Source organism: Pedococcus aerophilus (assembly GCF_039532215.1).
GTDB lineage: Bacteria > Actinomycetota > Actinomycetes > Actinomycetales > Dermatophilaceae > Pedococcus > Pedococcus aerophilus.
In genome coordinates, this window is record NZ_BAAARN010000001.1 from 1,134,582 (window position 1) to 1,153,957 (window position 19,376).

Annotated in this window: 21 protein-coding genes; 2 read left to right on the forward strand and 19 right to left on the reverse strand. The window is 70.2% G+C overall.

The window, feature by feature from the left end:
* Positions 1–2: 2 nt before the first annotated feature.
* The 3 genes from ABD286_RS05305 to murA form a co-directional block, all read right to left on the reverse strand.
* Positions 3–2,018: a protein meaA gene (locus ABD286_RS05305; RefSeq protein ID WP_425565357.1), complete on the reverse strand. Its 2,016-nt coding sequence runs from the start codon at positions 2,016–2,018 to the stop codon at positions 3–5.
* Positions 2,019–2,107: 89 nt separating this feature from the next.
* The gene (locus ABD286_RS05310; RefSeq protein ID WP_344191005.1) at positions 2,108–2,473 is read right to left on the reverse strand and encodes an STAS domain-containing protein; all 366 of its coding nucleotides are present in this window, start codon (positions 2,471–2,473) and stop codon (positions 2,108–2,110) included.
* 125 nt (positions 2,474–2,598) lie between these two features.
* Positions 2,599–3,882: a UDP-N-acetylglucosamine 1-carboxyvinyltransferase gene (gene murA, locus ABD286_RS05315; protein ID WP_344191007.1), complete on the reverse strand. Its 1,284-nt coding sequence runs from the start codon at positions 3,880–3,882 to the stop codon at positions 2,599–2,601.
* A gap of 48 nt (positions 3,883–3,930) precedes the next feature.
* Here murA and ABD286_RS05320 point away from each other — a divergent pair, with 48 nt between their 5' ends.
* The gene (locus tag ABD286_RS05320) at positions 3,931–4,557 is read left to right on the forward strand and encodes a cob(I)yrinic acid a,c-diamide adenosyltransferase (protein WP_344191009.1); all 627 of its coding nucleotides are present in this window, start codon (positions 3,931–3,933) and stop codon (positions 4,555–4,557) included.
* Positions 4,558–4,578: 21 nt separating this feature from the next.
* Here ABD286_RS05320 and ABD286_RS05325 read toward each other — a convergent pair whose 3' ends face one another.
* From ABD286_RS05325 to ABD286_RS05370, 10 genes are all read right to left on the reverse strand, one after another.
* Entirely contained in the window at positions 4,579–5,007 is a 429-nt protein-coding gene (locus tag ABD286_RS05325) for a DUF2550 family protein (RefSeq protein WP_344191011.1), read from the reverse strand.
* A gap of 14 nt (positions 5,008–5,021) precedes the next feature.
* Positions 5,022–5,291, reverse strand: coding sequence for a F0F1 ATP synthase subunit epsilon (locus ABD286_RS05330; protein ID WP_344191013.1), 270 nt, complete (start codon positions 5,289–5,291; stop codon positions 5,022–5,024).
* Positions 5,292–5,450: 159 nt separating this feature from the next.
* Positions 5,451–6,908 carry a F0F1 ATP synthase subunit beta gene (atpD, locus tag ABD286_RS05335; protein ID WP_344191016.1) on the reverse strand — a complete coding sequence of 486 codons (1,458 nt, stop codon included), beginning with the start codon at positions 6,906–6,908 and terminating at the stop codon, positions 5,451–5,453.
* An 18-nt stretch (positions 6,909–6,926) separates the two neighbouring features.
* Entirely contained in the window at positions 6,927–7,826 is a 900-nt protein-coding gene (locus ABD286_RS05340; RefSeq protein WP_344191018.1) for a F0F1 ATP synthase subunit gamma, read from the reverse strand.
* A 134-nt stretch (positions 7,827–7,960) separates the two neighbouring features.
* Positions 7,961–9,598, reverse strand: a complete 1,638-nt coding sequence (gene atpA, locus ABD286_RS05345) for a F0F1 ATP synthase subunit alpha (protein WP_344191020.1) — start codon at positions 9,596–9,598, stop codon at positions 7,961–7,963.
* 99 nt (positions 9,599–9,697) lie between these two features.
* A complete protein-coding gene (locus ABD286_RS05350; RefSeq protein ID WP_344191022.1) occupies positions 9,698–10,510 on the reverse strand; it encodes a F0F1 ATP synthase subunit delta in 813 nt (270 codons plus the stop codon).
* On the reverse strand, positions 10,510–11,085 hold the full coding sequence (locus tag ABD286_RS05355; protein ID WP_344191024.1) for a F0F1 ATP synthase subunit B: 576 nt from the start codon (positions 11,083–11,085) through the stop codon (positions 10,510–10,512). Before ABD286_RS05355 ends, ABD286_RS05350 begins: the two co-directional genes overlap by 1 nt.
* A gap of 52 nt (positions 11,086–11,137) precedes the next feature.
* Complete coding sequence (gene atpE / locus ABD286_RS05360; RefSeq protein ID WP_056140202.1) at positions 11,138–11,347, reverse strand: ATP synthase F0 subunit C; 210 nt, start codon at positions 11,345–11,347, stop codon at positions 11,138–11,140.
* A gap of 100 nt (positions 11,348–11,447) precedes the next feature.
* Positions 11,448–12,281 (reverse strand): F0F1 ATP synthase subunit A, encoded by an 834-nt coding sequence (gene atpB / locus ABD286_RS05365; protein ID WP_344191027.1) that lies wholly within the window; start codon positions 12,279–12,281, stop codon positions 11,448–11,450.
* A gap of 160 nt (positions 12,282–12,441) precedes the next feature.
* Positions 12,442–12,936, reverse strand: coding sequence for a Cg1360 family ATP-synthase-associated protein (locus ABD286_RS05370; protein ID WP_344191029.1), 495 nt, complete (start codon positions 12,934–12,936; stop codon positions 12,442–12,444).
* A gap of 151 nt (positions 12,937–13,087) precedes the next feature.
* Here ABD286_RS05370 and ABD286_RS05375 point away from each other — a divergent pair, with 151 nt between their 5' ends.
* Positions 13,088–13,708, forward strand: a complete 621-nt coding sequence (locus ABD286_RS05375) for a GNAT family N-acetyltransferase (RefSeq protein WP_344191031.1) — start codon at positions 13,088–13,090, stop codon at positions 13,706–13,708.
* A 32-nt stretch (positions 13,709–13,740) separates the two neighbouring features.
* Here the strand turns inward: ABD286_RS05375 and ABD286_RS05380 are convergent, their stop codons facing one another.
* Genes ABD286_RS05380 through prfA form a run of 6 tightly spaced genes read right to left on the reverse strand, consistent with a single transcriptional unit; the run spans position 13,741 to position 19,369 of the window.
* Positions 13,741–14,856 carry an MraY family glycosyltransferase gene (locus ABD286_RS05380; RefSeq protein WP_344191033.1) on the reverse strand — a complete coding sequence of 372 codons (1,116 nt, stop codon included), beginning with the start codon at positions 14,854–14,856 and terminating at the stop codon, positions 13,741–13,743.
* Between the two features lie 27 nt (positions 14,857–14,883).
* Positions 14,884–16,167: a serine hydroxymethyltransferase gene (locus ABD286_RS05385; protein WP_344191035.1), complete on the reverse strand. Its 1,284-nt coding sequence runs from the start codon at positions 16,165–16,167 to the stop codon at positions 14,884–14,886.
* Positions 16,164–17,024, reverse strand: a complete 861-nt coding sequence (locus tag ABD286_RS05390) for an L-threonylcarbamoyladenylate synthase (RefSeq protein WP_344191037.1) — start codon at positions 17,022–17,024, stop codon at positions 16,164–16,166. The genes ABD286_RS05385 and ABD286_RS05390 overlap by 4 nt, the downstream gene beginning before the upstream one ends.
* Positions 17,025–17,070: 46 nt before the next feature.
* Positions 17,071–17,466: an NADPH-dependent F420 reductase gene (locus ABD286_RS05395; protein ID WP_344191039.1), complete on the reverse strand. Its 396-nt coding sequence runs from the start codon at positions 17,464–17,466 to the stop codon at positions 17,071–17,073.
* Positions 17,397–18,278: a peptide chain release factor N(5)-glutamine methyltransferase gene (gene prmC, locus ABD286_RS05400; RefSeq protein WP_344191041.1), complete on the reverse strand. Its 882-nt coding sequence runs from the start codon at positions 18,276–18,278 to the stop codon at positions 17,397–17,399. The genes ABD286_RS05395 and prmC overlap by 70 nt, the downstream gene beginning before the upstream one ends.
* A complete protein-coding gene (gene prfA, locus ABD286_RS05405; RefSeq protein WP_344191043.1) occupies positions 18,275–19,369 on the reverse strand; it encodes a peptide chain release factor 1 in 1,095 nt (364 codons plus the stop codon). The genes prmC and prfA overlap by 4 nt, the downstream gene beginning before the upstream one ends.
* Between the last annotated feature and the right edge of the window lie 7 nt (positions 19,370–19,376).

A 19,376-nucleotide genomic window follows, 5' to 3' on the forward strand; every position in this document is an offset into this window, starting at 1 on the left:
TTTCAGACGGGGGCGGCGACCTCGGCGTCCAGGCCCCGCGACCGGCGGACGATCTCGACGAACTCGCCCATGATGTCGTTGAGGCCGAAGTCCTTGGGGGTGAAGACCGCGGCGACCCCGAGGGCCTGCAGGGCCCGGGCGTCGCTCTCGGGGATGATCCCGCCGACCACGACGGGCACGTCACCGGCACCGGCGGCACGCAGCCCGTCGATGATGTGCGGCACGAGCTCCATGTGCGAGCCGGACAGGATCGAGATGCCGACGAGGTGGACGTCCTCGGCGACCGCGGCCGCGACGATCTGCTCAGGCGTCAGCCTGATCCCCTGGTAGACGACCTCGAAGCCGGCGTCCCGGGCCCGCACGGCGATCTGCTCGGCACCGTTGCTGTGTCCGTCCAGGCCCGGCTTGGCCACAAGGACGCGCAGCCGTTCGCCGAGCGCGTCCGCCGTGCGGCGCACCCGGTCGCGCACGGCCCGCAGCTCGTCGGTGCCGCCATCGCTGACCCCCACCGAACCCGAGACCCCTGTGGGGGCACGGAACTCGCCGAACTCCTCGCGCAGCGCCTGGGCCCACTCCCCCGTCGTGACCCCGGCCCGCGCCGCCTCGAGCGAGGCCGCCATCAGGTTGACTCCGGCCCGGGCGTCGGCCCTGAGAGCCGTCACGGCCGCGGCGGCGCGGTCCCGGCCGACGACGTCGGCGTCCCGCTCCTCGCGCCAGGCCCGGACCGCGGCGACGGCCTTGGCCTCGACGTCGCGGTCGACGGTCTGGATGGCCGCGTCGAGGTCCGCGGTCAGCGGGTTCGGCTCGGTGGTCTCGAACCGGTTCACCCCGACGACGACGTCCTCGCCGGTCTCGATGCGCTGGCGCCGCAACGAGTGCGAGGCCACCAGCGCGGACTTCATGTAGCCGCTCTCCACCGCGGGCACCGCGCCACCGAGGTCCTGCACCCGCGCGATCTCGGCGCGGGCTCCCTCGACGAGGGAGGCGACCTTGGCCTCGACGACGGTCGACCCGGCGAAGAGGTCGTCGTACTCCAGGAGGTCGGACTCGAAGGCGAGCACCTGCTGCATACGCAGGGACCACTGCTGGTCCCACGGACGAGGCAGGCCGAGCGCCTCGTTCCACGCGGGCAGCTGCACCGCGCGCGCCCGCGCGTCCTTGCTCAGGGTGACCGCGAGCATCTCCAGCACGATCCGCTGGACGTTGTTCTCTGGCTGGGCCTCGGTGAGGCCGAGGGAGTTGACCTGCACGCCGTACCTGAACCGGCGCTGCTTGGCGTCCTGCACGCCGTACCGCTCACGCGTGAGGTCGTCCCAGAGCTGGACGAACGCCCGCATCTTGCACATCTCCTCGACGAAGCGGACGCCCGCGTTGACGAAGAAGGAGATCCGCGCGACCACCTCGCCGAACCGCTCCGGGGGCACCTGGCCCGAGTCGCGCACCGCGTCGAGGACGGCGATCGCCGTGCACATCGCATAGGCGATCTCCTGGACCGGCGTCGCCCCGGCCTCCTGGAGGTGGTAGCTGCAGATGTTGATCGGGTTCCACTTCGGGATGTCCGCGACCGTGTAGGCCACCATGTCGGTGATCAGGCGCAGCGACGGCTGCGGCCCGAACACGTAGGTGCCGCGCGACAGGTACTCCTTGATGATGTCGTTCTGCGTCGTCCCGGCGAGTGCCCGGACCGCCTCGACCGGGTCACGGCCCTCGGCCAGGGCCTGCTCCTCCGCGACCACCTGGTACATCGCCAGCAGCCACATCGCGGTGGCGTTGATCGTCATCGACGTGTTCATCCGGTCCAGCGGGATCTGGTCGAACAGGGCGCGCATGTCACCGATGTGCGAGATCGGCACACCGACCTTGCCGACCTCGCCGCGGGCCAGCGGGTGGTCGGGGTCGTACCCGGTCTGGGTCGGCAGGTCGAACGCGACCGACAACCCGGTCTGCCCCTTGTCGAGGTTCCGGCGGTAGAGGGCGTTGCTCGCGGCGGCGCTGGAGTGCCCCGCATACGTGCGCATCACCCAGGGGCGGTCGCGTTCGGGACGCACGGCAGCGGTGTCGGACATGCGCCGAAGGTACCGGCGCCGCCTCGGGTGCCGGGAGGCGTTCAGGCGGTGACAGCCGCCACAGTCGCGTCGGCCGGAACCTCGCGGAGCACCAGCGAGCGGTCGAGGCGTGATGCACGCAACAGGCGGCCGGTGCGCTCGCTCATGTCGACGACCGCGAGGCGCCGACCAGCCCGACGGGCCCGGTTGTAGGCCTCGACGAGGACTCCGAGGCCGGTGGCGTCGCCGATCTCGGCGTCCGCCAGGCGCATGTAGACGTCACCGAAGCCGGTGTCGATGATCTCGTGGAGCAGCAGCCGCACGTCGGGGACCGTGTGGACGTCGATGCGCCCGGTGATGGCGACTTCCTGACCCGTGTGCAGCGCGCGGACTGCGACGGGGAGGACCCCGATGGTGCTGACCGACATGCGAACCCCCTTGTCCGTGGACACATTCACTCACACAGACGCAAGTGGAAGGGAGAACGGTTGTCCCGGGTCAGGTCACTTTCTGGTAACTGTTGTGACGCGGGTCACCTCGAGCTGCCGGCTGCTCAGAGGAACGGGTCGTCGTCCGGCTCCCGGGTGACGTCCGCGCCCAGGCCTTGCAGGCTCTCCGCGAAGCCGGCGTACCCACGGTCGATGTGCTGGGCGCCGCTGACGGTGGTCACCCCGTCGGCGACGAGTCCGGCGATGACGAGGGCGGCACCTGCACGGATGTCACTGGCCTCGACGGGTGCGCCCGAGAGCCGCTCGACGCCGTGGACCATGACGTGGTGGCCGTCGATGCGGGTCTCGGCACCGAGGCGGTTGAGCTCCTGGACGGTGCGGAAGCGCGCCTCGAAGAGGTTCTCTGTGATCATCGCCGACCCCTCGGCGACGGCGTTGCAGGCCAGCGCGAACGGCTGGAGGTCGGTCGGGAACCCGGGGTAGGGCAGGGTGGCCACGTCGAACGCCCGGGGACGCCGCCCCCCGGAGTCGACCCGGAATCCGCGCGAGGTGTCGGTGACGGTGGCGCCGCTCGCCTCCACGAGCTCGAGCGCCGCGACGAGGTGGGCACTGACGGCGCCGACGACCTCGACGCCGCCCCGGGTCGCCGACGCGGCGAAGGCCCACGTCCCTGCGGCGATGCGGTCGGGGACAACCGCGTGCTCGACCGGGGCGAGGCTCCCGACGCCCTGCACCTCGATCACCGAGGTGCCGGCTCCGCTGATCTGCGCGCCCATCGAGATCAGCATCTCGGCGATGTCGACGATCTCGGGCTCCCGGGCGGCGTTCTCCAGCACCGTCGTCCCGCGGGCCAGGACTGCCGCGGTGAGGACGTTCTCGGTGGCTCCCACGCTGGGGAAGTCGAGGCGGATCTCGGCTCCGTCGAGCCCCGACGGGGCCTCGGCGACGAGGAAGCCGTGCGTCACGTGGACCTTGGCGCCGAGGGCCTCCAGACCTGCGGCGTGCAGGTCGAGGCCGCGCGAGCCGATGGCGTCGCCGCCGGGGACCGCGACATCGGCCGAGCCGGTGCGCGCGACGAGGGGTCCGAGCACCGCGGTCGAGGCACGCAGCGCACGGACGAGGTCGTAGTCGGCGCGGTGACCGATCTTCTCCGGGACGTCGATCTCGACGACCCCTGCGGTGGCGTCGTAGTCGACGGTGCACCCGAGCCGACGGAGCAGCTCGGCCATGATGGTCACGTCGAGGATCGCGGGGACGTTGGTCAGCCGCGTGCGCCCGACCGCCAGCAGGGCCACCGCCATGAGCTTGAGCGCACTGTTCTTGGCACCCCACACGGCGACCTCGCCTCGCAGCGCGGTGCCTCCGACAACCCTGAATCTCTCAGCCACCGACCCACCCTATCCGCGGCCTGCTCCCCCATCTGACAGGCTGCTGCCATGGTCAACCTCACCCGCATCTACACCCGCACCGGCGACGACGGGAAGACCCACCTCGGCGACATGAGCCGGACCAGCAAGACCGACGTCCGGCTGCTGGCCTACGCCGACGCCAACGAGGCGAATGCCGCCATCGGTGTCGCGGTCGCGGCGGGCGACCTGCCGGAGGACATCCGGGCCACGCTGCTGCGCGTGCAGAACGACCTCTTCGACGTGGGTGCCGACCTGTGCACGCCGCTCCAGCCGACCTACGAGTACCCGCCGCTGCGGGTCGAGCAGGCATGGATCGACGAGCTGGAGGCCGACTGCGACCGCTACCTCGAGCGGGTCGAGAAGCTGCGGTCCTTCATCCTCCCCGGCGGGACGGTCGGTTCGGCGCACCTGCACGTGGCCACGACCGTCGTGCGACGGGCCGAGCGCGCGGCATGGGCCGCCATCGACGCCTACGGCGACCAGCCCGGCGACGGCACCAAGGGCGAGGGCGGCATCAACGTGCTCACCGCGACCTACCTGAACCGCCTGTCGGACCTGCTCTTCGTGCTCGCCCGCGTCGCCAACCTCCCGATCGGTGGGGACGTGCTGTGGCAGCCCGGCGGTGGCCGGGCCGAGGTACCCACCACGAAGTGAGGCGGGTGTCGACGAAGCGCCTCAGGCGACGTTGACGTTGAACCCGGGGGGCGAGCTCTCGAGCCAGCTGCGCATCGCGGTGTAGGCAGGAGCGGCCAGGGCGATGCGGAAGTCCTCACCGTCGTGGTGGCACTCGACCGTCACGGCGTCAGGCAGACCGGCGATCGCCTCCTCCGCCGCCTCCGGCGGGCCGAGCTCGAGCAGCGGCCGGTCCCACGACCGCAGCGGGCGGGGCGAGGGCCCGATGAGGGTGAACCACTCCAGGGTGCTGCCGGAGAAGCGCAGCAGGCCCAGCCGGTAGGACGAGCGGCCGGGCAGCCGCAGGGCGCACAGCATCAGCGGCGCCCCGGACGACAGCAGGCGCCGGCGCACGAAGATGTACGCCAACGCCAGCACTGCGAGCAGGGCGAGCGTCCCCACGATGATCTCGAACAAGACCACGGGCGACATGCTCACCCCTTCGGCTAGGCCGGGATCTGCGAGGCGTCGACGGCCTCGGCGACGATGATGACCTTGTCCCGGTCGACGGACAGGAACCCGCCGTCCACGGTCGCGACAGCGTTCGTGCCGCCGGTCTTGATGCGGACCTCGCCCTCGACGAGGACGCCGAGCAGGGGCGTGTGGCCGGGCAGGATGCCCAGCTCGCCGTCGATGGTGCGGGCCTGGACCATCTCGGCCTCGCCCTCCCAGACCTTCCGGTCGGCGGCGACGAGTTCAACCTGCAGGGTGCTCACGGTGTCCTCCACGGGGGAATGCGTACTGCTCGAGTCTAACCGCCGTCGTGGGAGACCCCGCGGCGGGTGGTATGCCGTGGGGCCAGCCAGAGCGGCTGGCCCCACGACCTACGGGTGCTGCTGTGACGCTCTCGCGTCGACCTCGGTGACGCTGTCGCGTCAGAGGTTCTTCTCGATCTCGGCTGCCTGGCGCTCGACGTCGTCGAGGCCACCGCACATGAAGAAGGCCTGCTCCGGCACGTGGTCGTACTCGCCGTCGGCGATCTTCGTGAAGGCCTCGATGCTGTCGGACAGCGGGACCGTCGAACCCTCGATGCCGGTGAACTGCTTCGCGACGTAGGTGTTCTGCGACAGGAAGCGCTGGATGCGACGGGCGCGGTTGACGAGGATCTTGTCCTCTTCGGAGAGCTCGTCGATACCGAGGATGGCGATGATGTCCTGCAGCTCCTTGTTGCGCTGGAGGATCTGCTTGACGCGAACCGCGGTGTTGTAGTGGTCCTCGGCGATGTAGCGACGGTCGAGGATTCGCGAGGTCGACGTGAGCGGGTCCACGGCCGGGTAGATGCCCAGCGAGGCGATCTCACGGGAGAGCTCGGTCGTCGCGTCGAGGTGCGCGAACGTCGTGGCCGGGGCCGGGTCGGTGTAGTCGTCAGCCGGCACGTAGATCGCCTGCATCGAGGTGATCGAGTGACCACGCGTCGAGGTGATGCGCTCCTGGAGCGTGCCCATCTCGTCGGCGAGGGTGGGCTGGTAGCCCACGGCGGACGGCATACGGCCGAGGAGGGTGGAGACCTCGGAGCCGGCCTGGGTGAAGCGGAAGATGTTGTCGATGAAGAGCAGCACGTCCTGGTTCTGCACATCGCGGAAGTACTCCGCCATGGTCAGCGCCGAGAGCGCGACGCGAAGACGCGTGCCCGGCGGCTCGTCCATCTGGCCGAAGACGAGGGCGGTCTGGCCGAGGACGCCGGCCTCCTCCATCTCGACCATGAGGTCGTTGCCCTCACGGGTGCGCTCGCCGACACCGGCGAACACCGACACACCACCGTGGTCGCGGGCGACACGGGCGATCATCTCCTGGATGAGCACCGTCTTGCCCACGCCGGCGCCACCGAACAGGCCGATCTTCCCACCCTGCACGTAGGGGGTCAGCAGGTCGATGACCTTGATGCCGGTCTCGAACATCTGGGTCTTGGACTCGAGCTGGTCGAAGGCCGGGGCCTTGCGGTGGATGCCCCAGCGCTCCTTGACCTCGAAGGTCTCGCCCTCGGCGAGGTTCATGACCTCACCGGTGGTGTTGAAGACCTTGCCGAGCGTCTGGTCGCCGACGGGCACCGAGATCGGGCCGCCGGTGTCCTGGACCTGCGTGCCGCGGACGAGGCCGTCGGTCGGCTGCAGGGAGATGGCGCGGACCATGTTGTCGCCGATGTGCTGGGCGACCTCGAGGTTGAGGTTCTTGGTCTCCCCGAGCAGCTCCACCGACGTGGTCAGCAGGTTGTACTGCTCCGGCATGGCGTCGGCGGGGAACTCCACGTCGACGACCGGGCCGATGATGCGGGAGATGCGGCCGATGCCACCGGGGGTGGCGGCCTTGGTCTCTTCAGTGACAGTGGCAGTCATTGGTTTCTCTCTACCTTCTCAACTGGCGTCGGCGAGGGCGCTGGCGCCGCCCACGATCTCGCTGATCTCTTGGGTGATCTCAGCCTGGCGAGCCTGGTTGGCCAACCGGGTGTACTTCTTGATGAGCTCTTCGGCGTTGTCCGTGGCCGACTTCATCGCCTTCTGGCGCGAGGCGAGCTCGGACGCGGCGGCCTGCAGCAGGCAGTTGAAGATGCGCGCCGTGACGTACTTCGGCAGCAGCGCATCGAGCACCTGCTCGGCACTCGGCTCGAACTCGTAGAGCGGCAGGACGTCGTCGTCGGCCGGGGCCTCTTCGCCCTCGACGACCTCGAGCGGCAGCATGCGGATGACGTCGGGCTCCTGGGTCACCATGTTCACGAACCGCGTGAACACGATGTGCACCTCGTCGACACCACCCTCGTCGTAGTCGCGGTTGAACGCGGCGACCAGGGTCTCCCCGATCTCCCGCGCGACCTCGAAGTTGGGCTGGTCGGTGAAGCCGGTCCACTCGTCGGCGTACTCGCGCTTGCGGAACTTGTAGAAGCCCACCGCCTTGCGTCCGACGAGGAAGGGGGTGACCTCCTTGCCGTCCGCCTTGAGCTCGCCGATGAGGCGCTCGCTCTCCTTGAGGACGGAGGAGCTGTAGGCGCCGGCGAGGCCACGGTCGGAGGTCACGACGAGCACGGCGGCGCGGCGCACCTCCTCGGACTCGGTGGTCAGCGGGTGGTCGACGTTGGAGAACGTCGCCACGGCCGAGACCGCCCGGGTCAGCGCACGCGCGTACGGCGAGGACTCGCGCACCCGCTGCTGCGCCTTGACCACGCGGGAGGCTGCGATGAGCTCCATCGCGCGCGTGATCTTCTTGGTCGCCTGGACGGACCGGATGCGCTGGCGGTAGACCCGCATCTGCGCTCCCATATGTTGCCGCCTCTCTCGTTCGTTCCTGGTGCGGCTGGTCGCCGCTGATCAGTTCTGGGGTGCGAGGGGGTGTGCCCCCGCTGCCGCTCGCTGTGGGTGCCGGGTGCGCGACTGGCGCGCACCCGGCAGCCGACTCAGCGCTTCTGCTTGACGATCTGCTCCTGCTCGACCTCGTGCTCGAGCTCGCCCGGGTCGGCCTCGTGGCCGACGGGGGTGTTCTCGGAGCCGGAGGCGGCGAACTGCTGCTTGAAGGCCGTCACGGCCTCCTCGAGACCGGAGCGGGTCTCGTCCTCGAACTTCTTGGACTCGCGGATGGCGTCCAAGAGGCCCTTCTTCTCGCGACGCAGGTAGTCGAGGAACTCGGTCTCGAAGCGGGACACGTCCTCCACCGCGACGGAGTCGAGCTGGCCGGTGGTGCCGGTCCAGATGGAGACGACCTGCTCCTCGACCGGGAACGGCGCAGCCTGCTTCTGCTTGAGGAGCTCGACGAGGCGGGCACCCTTCGCGAGTTGGGCACGCGAGGCCGGGTCGAGGTCCGAGGCGAACATGGCGAAGGCCTCCATGGCGCGGAACTGCGCGAGGTCGAGCTTCAGACGACCGGAGACCTCCTTCATGGCCTTGATCTGCGCAGCGCCACCGACACGGGAGACGGAGACACCCACGTCGATCGCGGGACGCACGTTGGCGTTGAACAGGTCGGCCTGGAGGTAGATCTGGCCGTCCGTGATCGAGATGACGTTGGTCGGGATGTAGGCGGACACGTCACCGGCCTTGGTCTCGATGATCGGCAGACCCGTCATGGAGCCGGCGCCGAGCTCGTCGGACAGCTTCGCGCAACGCTCCAGCAGGCGGGAGTGCAGGTAGAAGACGTCACCGGGGTAGGCCTCGCGGCCCGGCGGACGACGCAGCAGCAGCGACACGGCGCGGTAGGCCTCGGCCTGCTTGGAGAGGTCGTCGAACACGATGAGGACGTGCTTGCCCTGGTACATCCAGTGCTGGCCGATGGCCGAGCCGGTGTACGGCGCGAGGTACTTGAAGCCGGCCGAGTCGGACGCGGGGGCCGCGACGATGGTCGTGTACTCGAGGGCGCCGGCCTCTTCCAGCGTGCCGCGGACGGCAGCGATGGTGGAGCCCTTCTGGCCCATGGCGACGTAGATGCAGCGGACCTGCTTCTCGGGGTCGCCCGAGTCCCAGTTCTGCTTCTGGTTGATGATCGTGTCGACCGCGACCGTGGTCTTGCCGGTCTGGCGGTCACCGATGATGAGCTGGCGCTGGCCGCGACCGATGGGGGTCATGGCGTCGACGGCCTTGAGGCCGGTCTGCAGCGGCTCGTGCACCGACTTGCGCTGCACCACGGTGGGGGCCTGCAGCTCGAGGGCACGACGCTCGGTCGTGGCGACCTCGCCGAGGCCGTCGATCGGCTGGCCGAGCGGGTTGACGACACGACCGAGGAACGCGTCACCGACGGGCACGGAGAGCACCTCTCCGGTCCGCTTGACCTCCTGGCCCTCCTCGATCGCGGAGAAGTCACCGAGGATGACGACGCCGATCTCGTGGACGTCGAGGTTGAGCGCGAGGCCCAGCGTGCCGTCCTCGAACTCGAGCAGCTCGTTGGTCATGCACGAGGGCAGGCCCTCGACGTGGGCGATGCCGTCGCCGGCGTCGCTGACGCGGCCGACCTCTTCGCGGGAGGCCGTGCCGGGCTCGTAGGACTGAACGAAGTTGTCCAGTGCGTCCCGGATCTCCTCCGGACGGATCGAAAGCTCCGTCATCTGATCTCTTCTCCCTTGAGTGGTGCAGTGACCGGCGCCGAGGGGGCTCGGACCGGAAGGCGTTGTGGTGGTCGTGCTCTGGAGTTGTGGTGCGCGCCGTCAGCCGGCGATGTGCCTGCGGGCCTCGTCGAGGCGCCGCAGGACCGTGCCGTCGACGACCTCGTCGCCGACCTGCACGCGGATGCCACCGATGACCTGCTCGTCGCGGACGACCTGGAGCACGATGGTCTTGCCGTAGATGTTCTGCAGTGCCGCGGCAAGGCGCTCGCGCTGCTGCTCGGTGAGGTCGGTCGCCGCAGTGACGACGGCCGTGACCTGCTCGCGCCGCGTGGCCGCGAGCGCGAGGTAGCCCTCGAGCGTGCGGTCGAGCTTGCGCCCGCGGGGGGCCAGCACGGCCTGGCGTGCGAGCCGGACCGTCTCCTCGCTGGCCTTGCCCTCGAGGAGCTGCGAGACGACCGACGCCTTGGCCTGCGGGTCACCCTGACGGTTCGTCAGGCGGTCACGCAGGTCCGGGTTGCCGGCCACGATCCGCTCGAAGCGGAACAGCTCGTCCTCGACCCGGTCGATGGACCCGTTGGCCTCGGCACCGGCGAGCAGTGCCTCGATCCCGAGCCGCTCGACGGTGTCCGACAGGTCGCGCTCGGTCGCCCAGCGCTGGCCCACGAGGGCCTTCACCACGACGACGGTCTCCGGGGAGACCTTGCCCGAGAGAAGGCGCTCGGCGAGCTCCTGCTTCCCGGACGCCTCGCGCGACGGGTCCGCGAGGGCCCGGCGCAGCGTGGCGCTGCTGTCGATGAGCGCCGTGACGGCGAGGAGCTCCTCGGCGAGGGTCCGGCGGTCCGTCCCCGCGGAGAGCGCGGCCTCGAGGGCCGTGCTCCCGGCGATGGCGGAGGCGCGCGAAGAACCACGCATCAGGCGCCCTCTCCGACCTTCTCGGGCTGGACCTGTCCAGACTCGAGCTCGGCGAGGAAGCGGTCGACGATGCCACGCTGGCGGGCCTCGTCCTCGAGGGACTCACCGACGATGCGGCTGGCCAGGTCGGTCGACAGGCGACCCACCTCTGCACGCAGGGAGACGACGGCCTGCTGGCGCTCCGCCTCGATCTGCTTGTGCGCGGCCTCGGTGATGCGAGCCGCCTCGGTCTGCGCGTGACCGCGCATCTCCACGACGATCGCCGCACCCTGCTCGCGAGCCTCCTCGCGGATGCGCGCGGCCTCGGCGCGAGCCTCGGCCAGCTGGGCCTGGTACTGCTCCAGGGCAGCCTGGGCCTGCTGCTGGGCCTCTTCGGCCTGCTGCATACCGCCCTCGATGGCGGCGGTCCGCTCGGCGTACAGCTCCTCCATGCGCGGGACGACCTTGGTCTTGTACAACCAGTACAAGATCCCGAAGGAGATCAGCCCGACGATCATCTCGGCGGGGTGCGGGAGCAGCGGGAACCCCGAGGGGAAACCCACGCCTTCAGCGGCGACTACGGATGCGAGTGACACGTCGCTTCCTATCTGTTGGAGCTCGGGCAGGGGGATGACGACTCGGTGGAGGTCAGCCCTGGAAGACGAACGCGAAGACCAGACCCAGGATGGCCAGGGCCTCGGTGATCGCCATGCCGGTGAAGGCGATGGTCTGGAGCATTCCGCGAGCCTCGGGCTGACGCGCGACGCCGTTGATGTAGGCGGCGAAGATCAGACCGACACCGATGCCGGGGCCGATCGCGGCGAGGCCGTATCCGAGGTAGGCAATGTCGCCAGTCATGTCTGTGTTCCTTTCGGTGGCACCGGGACCGCTTCCCGGTGTCGGGGGTGTGGATATTCAGGTGGTGCACGCGAGGCCTGTGGCCTCGACGGTCGAACGGCTAGTGGTGCTCGGACACCGCGTCCGAGATGTACAGCGCCGCAAGCAGGGTGAAGATGAACGCCTGCAGGAACTCGATGAGGAGCTCGAAGAACGTCATGCCGATCGAGAACCCGAAGGCGAGGACGCCCGAGAAGTTCAGGAAGAGGTTGCTGCCGTGCAGCAGGAGGTACTCGCCGCCGAGGATGAAGACCAGCAGCATGAGGTGACCCGCCAGCATGTTGCCGAACAGTCGCAGCGCGAGCGTCAGCGGGCGGATGACGAAGTAGGTGAGGAACTCCAGGACGAACAGGATCGGCTTGAGCCAGCCGGGCAGGCCCGGGGGGATCAGGGACTTGAAGTACGGGAGGACGCCGTGCTTACGACGGATCGCGACCGTGTGGTAGACGACGTAGACGATCAGCGTGAGCACGATCGGGATGCCGACCCGGCTCATCGTCGGGAACTGCACGAACGGGATGATCCCGAAGAGGTTGTTCAGGAGGATCATCGTGAACAAGGTGAACAGCAGCGGCACGAACTGCATGAAGTCCTTGGTGCCGATGATGTCGCGGCCGATGGTGTTGCGCACGAAGTTGTACGCCCCCTCGGCCATGAACTGCGTCTTGCCGGGGACGACGGTCATCTTGCGCGACACCGAGACGAAGAACCAGCCCAGGATGCCCACCGAGATCAGCAGCACCAGCGCAGGACGGGTGAGCACCCACGGGCCGGTTCCGTCGAACGGCACCACCGGCCACCAGAAGTCGGCGACGCCGGGGGTCTCGAACCCGCCTTCGCCTCCTGCGGCCACGAGGTTCGCGACCAGGTCCGCAGACACCATGTTTGGGCTCACTGCCTCTCCTCGAATGAACTGACGATCAACCCGAGCACCCCGAGGACTTCACGGTCGGTGCGGGACAACCGGGACGAACGCATGCTCGACGCCGGCTCGGCGCAGAACGGTAGGTACGCTACCCGACTCCATGACCGGGGGGCGACGCGGGACCTTGCGGTCACTGGCCCTCTCCCGTCGTCGTGGTCCGGGGGGTCTGGTCCGCGGGCGACCCGGGGGTCGGGGCGCCCTCTGCGGGGGTGTCGTAGACGGGCACGCGGGCGTTGCGCCACGCGCGCATCTGGGCCACCTGCCAGGTGACGACGGCGACCAGCATCGCGATGCCGGCGGCACGGCTGTCGAGGCTGTCGACGCGGCGGGCGACGACGAGGACCCCGAGCAGGACCAGCACCTGGGCGAAGTACACGCTCATGCCCACGGCCATGAACAGGACGGGGTTCTTGTCCTTGACGACCTTGTCCATGACCAGCAGGCCCGAGGCGAAGAACACGACGGCGATGACGACGCCGACGACGGCGGACAGCCCCCCGTCCACACCGCGCACGAGTGCCAGCACGACCGAGGTCACCAACCCCACGACGAGAGTGGGGACCAGGGATCCGCGCAAGGTCGCGCTGAACGGGTAGGAACCCGTCTGGGCGCTCTGCTGCGTCATCGATGGCCTGCCTGATCGTCGGGGCTGGACTGCCTGGCGAAAGGGTTGGTCACACCCGTCTGTGGGCGCTTGTGAAAGGTATCACAAGCGCTTCCGGCCACCAAAGCCGCCTCGTCCGGGACCGGGCCGGTGCCGCCGCTAGCCTGCCGGGATGAGTGCCACCCTGCCCACCGGCGTCCCACTGGTCGGTCGCCACGTGCGCCTCGACCCCGTCCGCCCGGAGGACGCCGAGGGCCTGCACGTGGTCCACAGCGACCCGGTCGTCTACACGCAGGGCTACGTCATGGCGGCCCCTCCCCCGGACCTCGCGGCGACGCAGGCGTGGGTCGCGGCGGCGATCGCGGCACGCGGAGCCGGCCGCACGGCATACACGGTCCGGCTCACCGGGGTCGGCGGGCTGGGTGACGCGGGCACGGTCGTGGGCACCACGTCGCTGGGCGACGTCGACGTCGTCAACGAGCGCGCCCACATCGGCTGGACTCTCTACGGCTCGCGCTGGTGGGGCACCGCGGTGAACCCCGAGTGCAAGCTCCTGCTGCTCGGGCACGCCTTCGAGCTGGGGTTCGGGCGGGTCAAGATCCAGACCGACGCCGTGAACACCCGCTCGCAGGCCGCGATCGCCAGGCTCGGCGCCACCCGCGAGGGGGTGCTGCGCCGGCACACGAGGCGCGCCGACGGGACGTTCCGCGACACGGTGGTCTTCAGCATCCTCGCCGACGAGTGGCCGACGGTCCGCGAAGGGCTCGAGGCACGGCTGCTCCAGACCGGCTGACACCATCGCCGCAGCCGGGGTGGGAGGTGCGGCTACAGGACGCGCCGGGCCCGCCCGCCCGCGGGCGCCCACTGCGGCAGCCACACGGTGAGGACGCCGACGAGGAGCACCGCCCCGAGGACACCCCCGGCCGCGACCCACGGCTCGAGGAAGATGAAGCTCACGGCACCCAGGGCCGCGACCGCCGCCCACAGCCACAGCAGCAGCACCGCCCGACGGTGCCCGTGGCCGATCTGCAGCATCCGGTGGTGCAGGTGCTGCTTGTCCGGGCTCCAGGGCCGCTCCCCCCTCGCCGTGCGGCGCACCACGGCGAGCAGGATGTCGACCAGGGGCAGCAGGATGATCGCGCCGGGGACGACGAGCGGCAGCAGCGTCGCGGCGACGGGGTTCGTGCTCACCTGCGAGGGGGTGACGTTGCCCGTGGTGGAGATCGTCGCCGCGGCCAGCAGCAGGCCGAGGAGCAGCGCCCCCGAGTCCCCCATGAACAACCGGGCCGGGTGGTAGTTGTGCGGCAGGAAGCCCAGGCAGCAGCCGATCAGGGCGGCGGAGATGAACGTCGCCGAGGAGAACACGTTCGGCGGGTCGAAGGTGCGCGAGATGCCGTAGCTGTAGATGAAGAACGCCGAGGCGGCGATGACGACGACCCCCGCCGCGAGTCCGTCGAGCCCGTCGATGAAGTTCACGGCGTTGGTGAACACGACGACGGCGAACACCGTGAGCCCCACCATGAAGGGCTCGGGCAGCACCGTCACCCCGCCGATCGGCAGCTGGAACAACATCACCCCGCTGAACGCCATGATCCCGGCGGCGATCATCTGCCCACCCAGCTTGGTCAGCCAGTCGAGCTCACGCACGTCGTCGATCGCCCCGAGCAGGCAGACGATCCCAGCGCCGAGCAGCGTCCCCTTGAGCTCGGGACCGAGGGCGAAGACCTGACCGAGGTAGGGCAGCTGGCTGGCCGCGAGCATCGAGGCCGCGAACCCCAGGAAGATCGCCACCCCGCCCAGGCGCGGGATCGGCGTCGAGTGGACGTCACGGTCGCGCACCGGGGTGAAGGCCCCGGTGCGCACGGCGATGGCACGCATGAGCGGCGTCGCGGCATACGTGATCACCGCGGCGACCATCAGGACGAGGAGGTACTCGCGCACTCAGGCGCCTCTCGGGTGGGTCGGGACTCAGCCTCGAGGGTATGCCGGGAACCTGGTCACGAGGTCCGTCACGCCCGCGCGGACCTCCTTGGAGACCGCGTGCTCGGGGTCGGCGTCGCCCTCGATGACGGCCTTGGCGATGAGGTCGGCGACGGTGCGCATCTCGTCGGTACCCATGCCCTGGGTGGTGACGCACGGGGTGCCGACACGGATGCCGCTGGCGATGTTGGGCTTCTGCGGGTCGAACGGGATGGCGTTCTTGTTGAGGACGATGCCGGCACCGTCGGCCCGGGCTTCGGCGTCGGCACCGGTCACGCCCACACCCTGGAGGTCGTGCAGCGACAGGTGGGTGTCGGTGCCGCCGGTGGTCGGACGGATCCCCTTCTCCCCCAAGGACGTCGCGAGGACCTTGGCGTTCTCGATGACCTGCTTGGCGTAGGTCTGGTACTCCGGCGTCGCGCACTCCTTGAAGTTCACGGCCTTGGCCGCGATGGTGTGCATCTGCGGGCCACCCTGCATCATCGGGAAGACGGCCTTGTCGAGCTTGGCCTGGTGCTCGGCCTTGCAGACGAGCGCACCGGAGCGCGGGCCGCGCAGGACCTTGTGGGTCGTGAAGGTGACGACGTCGGCGTGGGGCACCGGGCTCGGGATCGCCTTGCCGGCGACGAGTCCGATGAAGTGCGCGGCGTCGACCCAGAAGATGGCGCCGATCTCGTCGGCCAGCTTCCGGAAGAACTCGAAGTCGATGAGACGCGGGATCGCCGAACCGCCGGCAAGGATCACCTTGGGTCGGTGCTCCTTGGCGAGGCGCTCGACCTCGGCGTAGTCGATGTCCTCGGTCTCGCGGTCGACGCCGTAGTGCACGGCGTTGAACCACTTGCCGGAGAAGGAGACCTTGGTGCCGTGGGTGAGGTGGCCACCCATGGGCAGCGCCATCGCGAGGATGGTGTCGCCGGGCGACATGAACGCGCCGTAGACCGCCTGGTTGGCACTCGCGCCGGAGTGCGGCTGGACGTTCGCGTGGTCGGCACCGAACAGCGTCTTGCACCGCTCGATGGCCAGCGTCTCGGCCTTGTCGACCTCGGAGCACCCGCCGTAGTAGCGCCGCCCGGGGTAGCCCTCGGCGTACTTGTTGGACAACGTGGAGCCGAGCGCGGTCAGCACCTCGGGGCTCGACATGTTCTCCGACGCGATGAGCTGCAGTCCGCCGCGGATGCGGTCGAGCTCGGAGACGAGGACCCCTGCGATCTCCGGGTCGAAGGACTCCAGGGCACCGAAGTCGGAGCCGTAGAAGGTGTCGCTCTGGGTCATCGGGTCTCTCCTGGGTGGTCGGCGGAGGTGCGCTCGGCGGTCGGATCCGCGGGCAACTCTAGGGCCTGCGTCGGCTCCGTCCCCGGGGTGTCCGGCGTCGGTGCGAGCGCGTCGACGCGCAGCGGCTGGGGCTCGTCGTCGGACTCCGCGGGCTCGGCAGGCTCGGGCTCGGGCTCGGGCTCGGCAGGCTCGGCGGACTCGGGCTCGGCAGGCTCGGCAGGCTCGGCGGGGTGCAGGACGGCGTCGATCTGCTGCTGCGTGACCGCCCCTGCGCGCAGGACCTCGGGCTCCGAACCCGTGCAGTCGATGATGGTCGACACCTCGCTGCTCGTCGTCGGCCCCGCGTCGAGGTACACGGCGACCGAGGCCCCGAGCTGGGCCGCGGCGTCGGTGATGGTGGTGGCCGGCGGCTGACCCGTCAGGTTGGCGCTGGTCACCGCCATCGGCCCCACCTCGCTGAGCAGCGCGAGGGCGGTGTCGTCCTGCGGCATGCGCACCGCGACGGTCCCGTTGGTGTCTCCGAGGTCCCACATGAGCGAGGACTGTGCCTTGAACACCAGGGTCAGCGGTCCGGGCCAGAACTCACGGATGAGGTCGCGCGCCCACGCCGGGATGTCGGTGGCCAGGCCGTCGACGGTGCGGACGCTCGGCACGAGGACGGGGGGCGGCATCTCGCGCCCGCGGCCCTTGGCCGCGAGGACGGAGGCGACGGCCTCGGCGGAGAAGGCGTCGGCGCCGATGCCGTAGACGGTGTCCGTCGGCAGGACCACGACGCCGCCGTCGCGGACGACCTCAACGGCGGCAGCGATCCCCTCGGCGCGCCCGGACTCGGTGGTGCAGTCGTACACAGGGCTCATGCCCGCCAGCGTAGTTGTGCTCACCCCATCCGGACGCGCCGGTCGATCAGCGGACGATCTTGAAGTTGATCATCCTCGTCTCGAGGGCCCCCATGAGGCGCAGCCACACCGGCAGCAGCATCTCGGTGCCACGGGCGGTGCTGAGGTCGCCGAGGTCGATGACATCGGTGTGGCCGAAGCTCTCGAGCAGCTCGGCCACCACGGCCTTGGCGTCCTGGTGGTCACCGGAGACGAACACCGAGGTCGACTCGCCGAGGCCGGCGGGACGCACCATGAGCTCGGCGGTGAGGGTGTTGAGCGACTTCACGACCCTGGCCTGCGGGAACTCGCGCTGGATCTGCTCCAGCGACGAGCTGACCTCCGGCAGGTCGATCAGGCGCGGACGGCCACCGTCGCGCGGGGGCGCCCGGTCAGGTCGACCTCGTCGTGCACGTCGGTCCATCGACCGCTGCGGCGCAGTCCCGCGGGCAGCGACTCGCCCTGGCTGTCGGCGTGCTCCATCACGAGCACGCCACCTGGCTTGAGCAGCACCGCAGCACGAGCGGCGACGGCCAGCGGGATGGCGAGGCCGTCCTCGCTGCCGCCGTACAACGCGAGCTCCGGGTCGTGGTCGCGGACCTCGGGGTCGAGCGGCACCATGCCGACCGGGATGTACGGCGGGTTCGACACGACGACGTCCACCGTCCCGTCCAGCCCGGGGAACGCCGAGGTCGCGTCGCCGTGCACGAGGGTCACCGGCAGCCCGCAGTCGGCGACGTTGCGCGCCGCCCAGGCGTGCGCGTCCTCCCCCAGCTCCACGGCGTACACGGTCGCGGTCGGGACCTCGTCGGCGACGGCCAGCGCGATGGCACCCGAGCCGGTGCACAGGTCGACCACCACCGGGGTGCCCTCGACCGCGCGGGCGGCGTCGATGGCGAACCCGGCCACCACCTCGGTCTCCGGCCTCGGCGTGAACACCCCCGGACCGACCGACAGCTCGAGGTTGCGGAACGCCGCGCGGCCGGTGAGGTGCTGGAGCGGCACCCGGTCGGCGCGGTGCTCCACGAGACGGGCGTATGCCGCCGGGTCGGGGCCCGCGGCGCCGAGCACCATCGCGGTGCGCAGCTCCCCCACCGGGCGTCGCATGACGTGGGCGGCCAGGGCGAGGGCGTCGGTCTCCGGGGAGGGGACGCCGGCCTCGGTGAGCCGTGAGGCTGCGGCACGCACCGCCGTCCGGAGGTCGGGCGAGCCGGCGCCGGGAGCGCCGGCGGTCACGACCCCGAGCCCGAGGACGCCTCGGCGACGGCTGCCATGCGGGCCGCCTCGTCGGCGTCGACCGCCGACTGGACGACGGCGTCGAGCTCGCCGTCGAGGACGGTGTCGAGGTTGTAGGACTTGAAGCCCGTGCGGTGGTCCGAGAGGCGGTTCTCGGGGTAGTTGTAGGTGCGGATCCGCTCGCTGCGGTCGACGGTGCGGATCTGGCTGCGGCGCGCGGCGCTCGCCTCGGCGTCGGCGGCGTCCTGGGCCAGCTGGTGCAGCCGGGCACGCAGCACGCGCATGGCCGACTCCTTGTTCTGGAGCTGGCTCTTCTCGTTCTGGCAGGAGACGACGGTGCCGGTCGGCAGGTGCGTGATCCGGACGGCCGAGTCGGTCGTGTTGACCGACTGACCGCCGGGGCCAGAGCTGCGGTAGACGTCGATCTTCAGGTCGTTCTCGTGGATGACGACCTCGACCTCCTCGGCCTCGGGCATCACGAGCACGCCGGCGGCTGAGGTGTGGATCCGCCCCTGGCTCTCGGTCACCGGCACCCGCTGGACGCGGTGCACACCGCCCTCGTACTTGAGGCGGGCCCACGGGGCCTCGCCGGGCTGCGGCGTGCCCTTGGCCTTGACGGCCATCCGGACGTCCTTGTAGCCGCCGAGGTCGGACTCGGTCGCGTCGATCAGCTCGGTCTTCCAGCCGCGCAGCTCGGCGTACCGCAGGTACATCCGGAGCAGGTCGCCGGCGAACAGGGCCGACTCCTCGCCACCCTCCCCCGCCTTGACCTCGAGGATCACGTCCCGGTCGTCGTCGGGGTCGCGCGGCACGAGAAGTCGGCGCAGCTTGTCCTCGGCCGCCTCCAGGGTGGCCTCGAGCGAGGGCACCTCGGCAGCGAACTCTGCGTCCTCCTTGGCCATCTCGCGCGCGGCGGCGAGGTCGTCGGTGGCCGCGTGCCACGCGTGGTAGGCCGCGACGGTCGGTCCCAGCGCGGCATACCTCTTGTTGAGGCGGCGGACGAGGTCCTGGTCACCGAAGACCGCCGGGTCGGCCAGCTGCTGCTCGAGGTCGGCGTGCTCGGAGACGAGGGCGGCGGCGGACTCCAACATGAGGGCT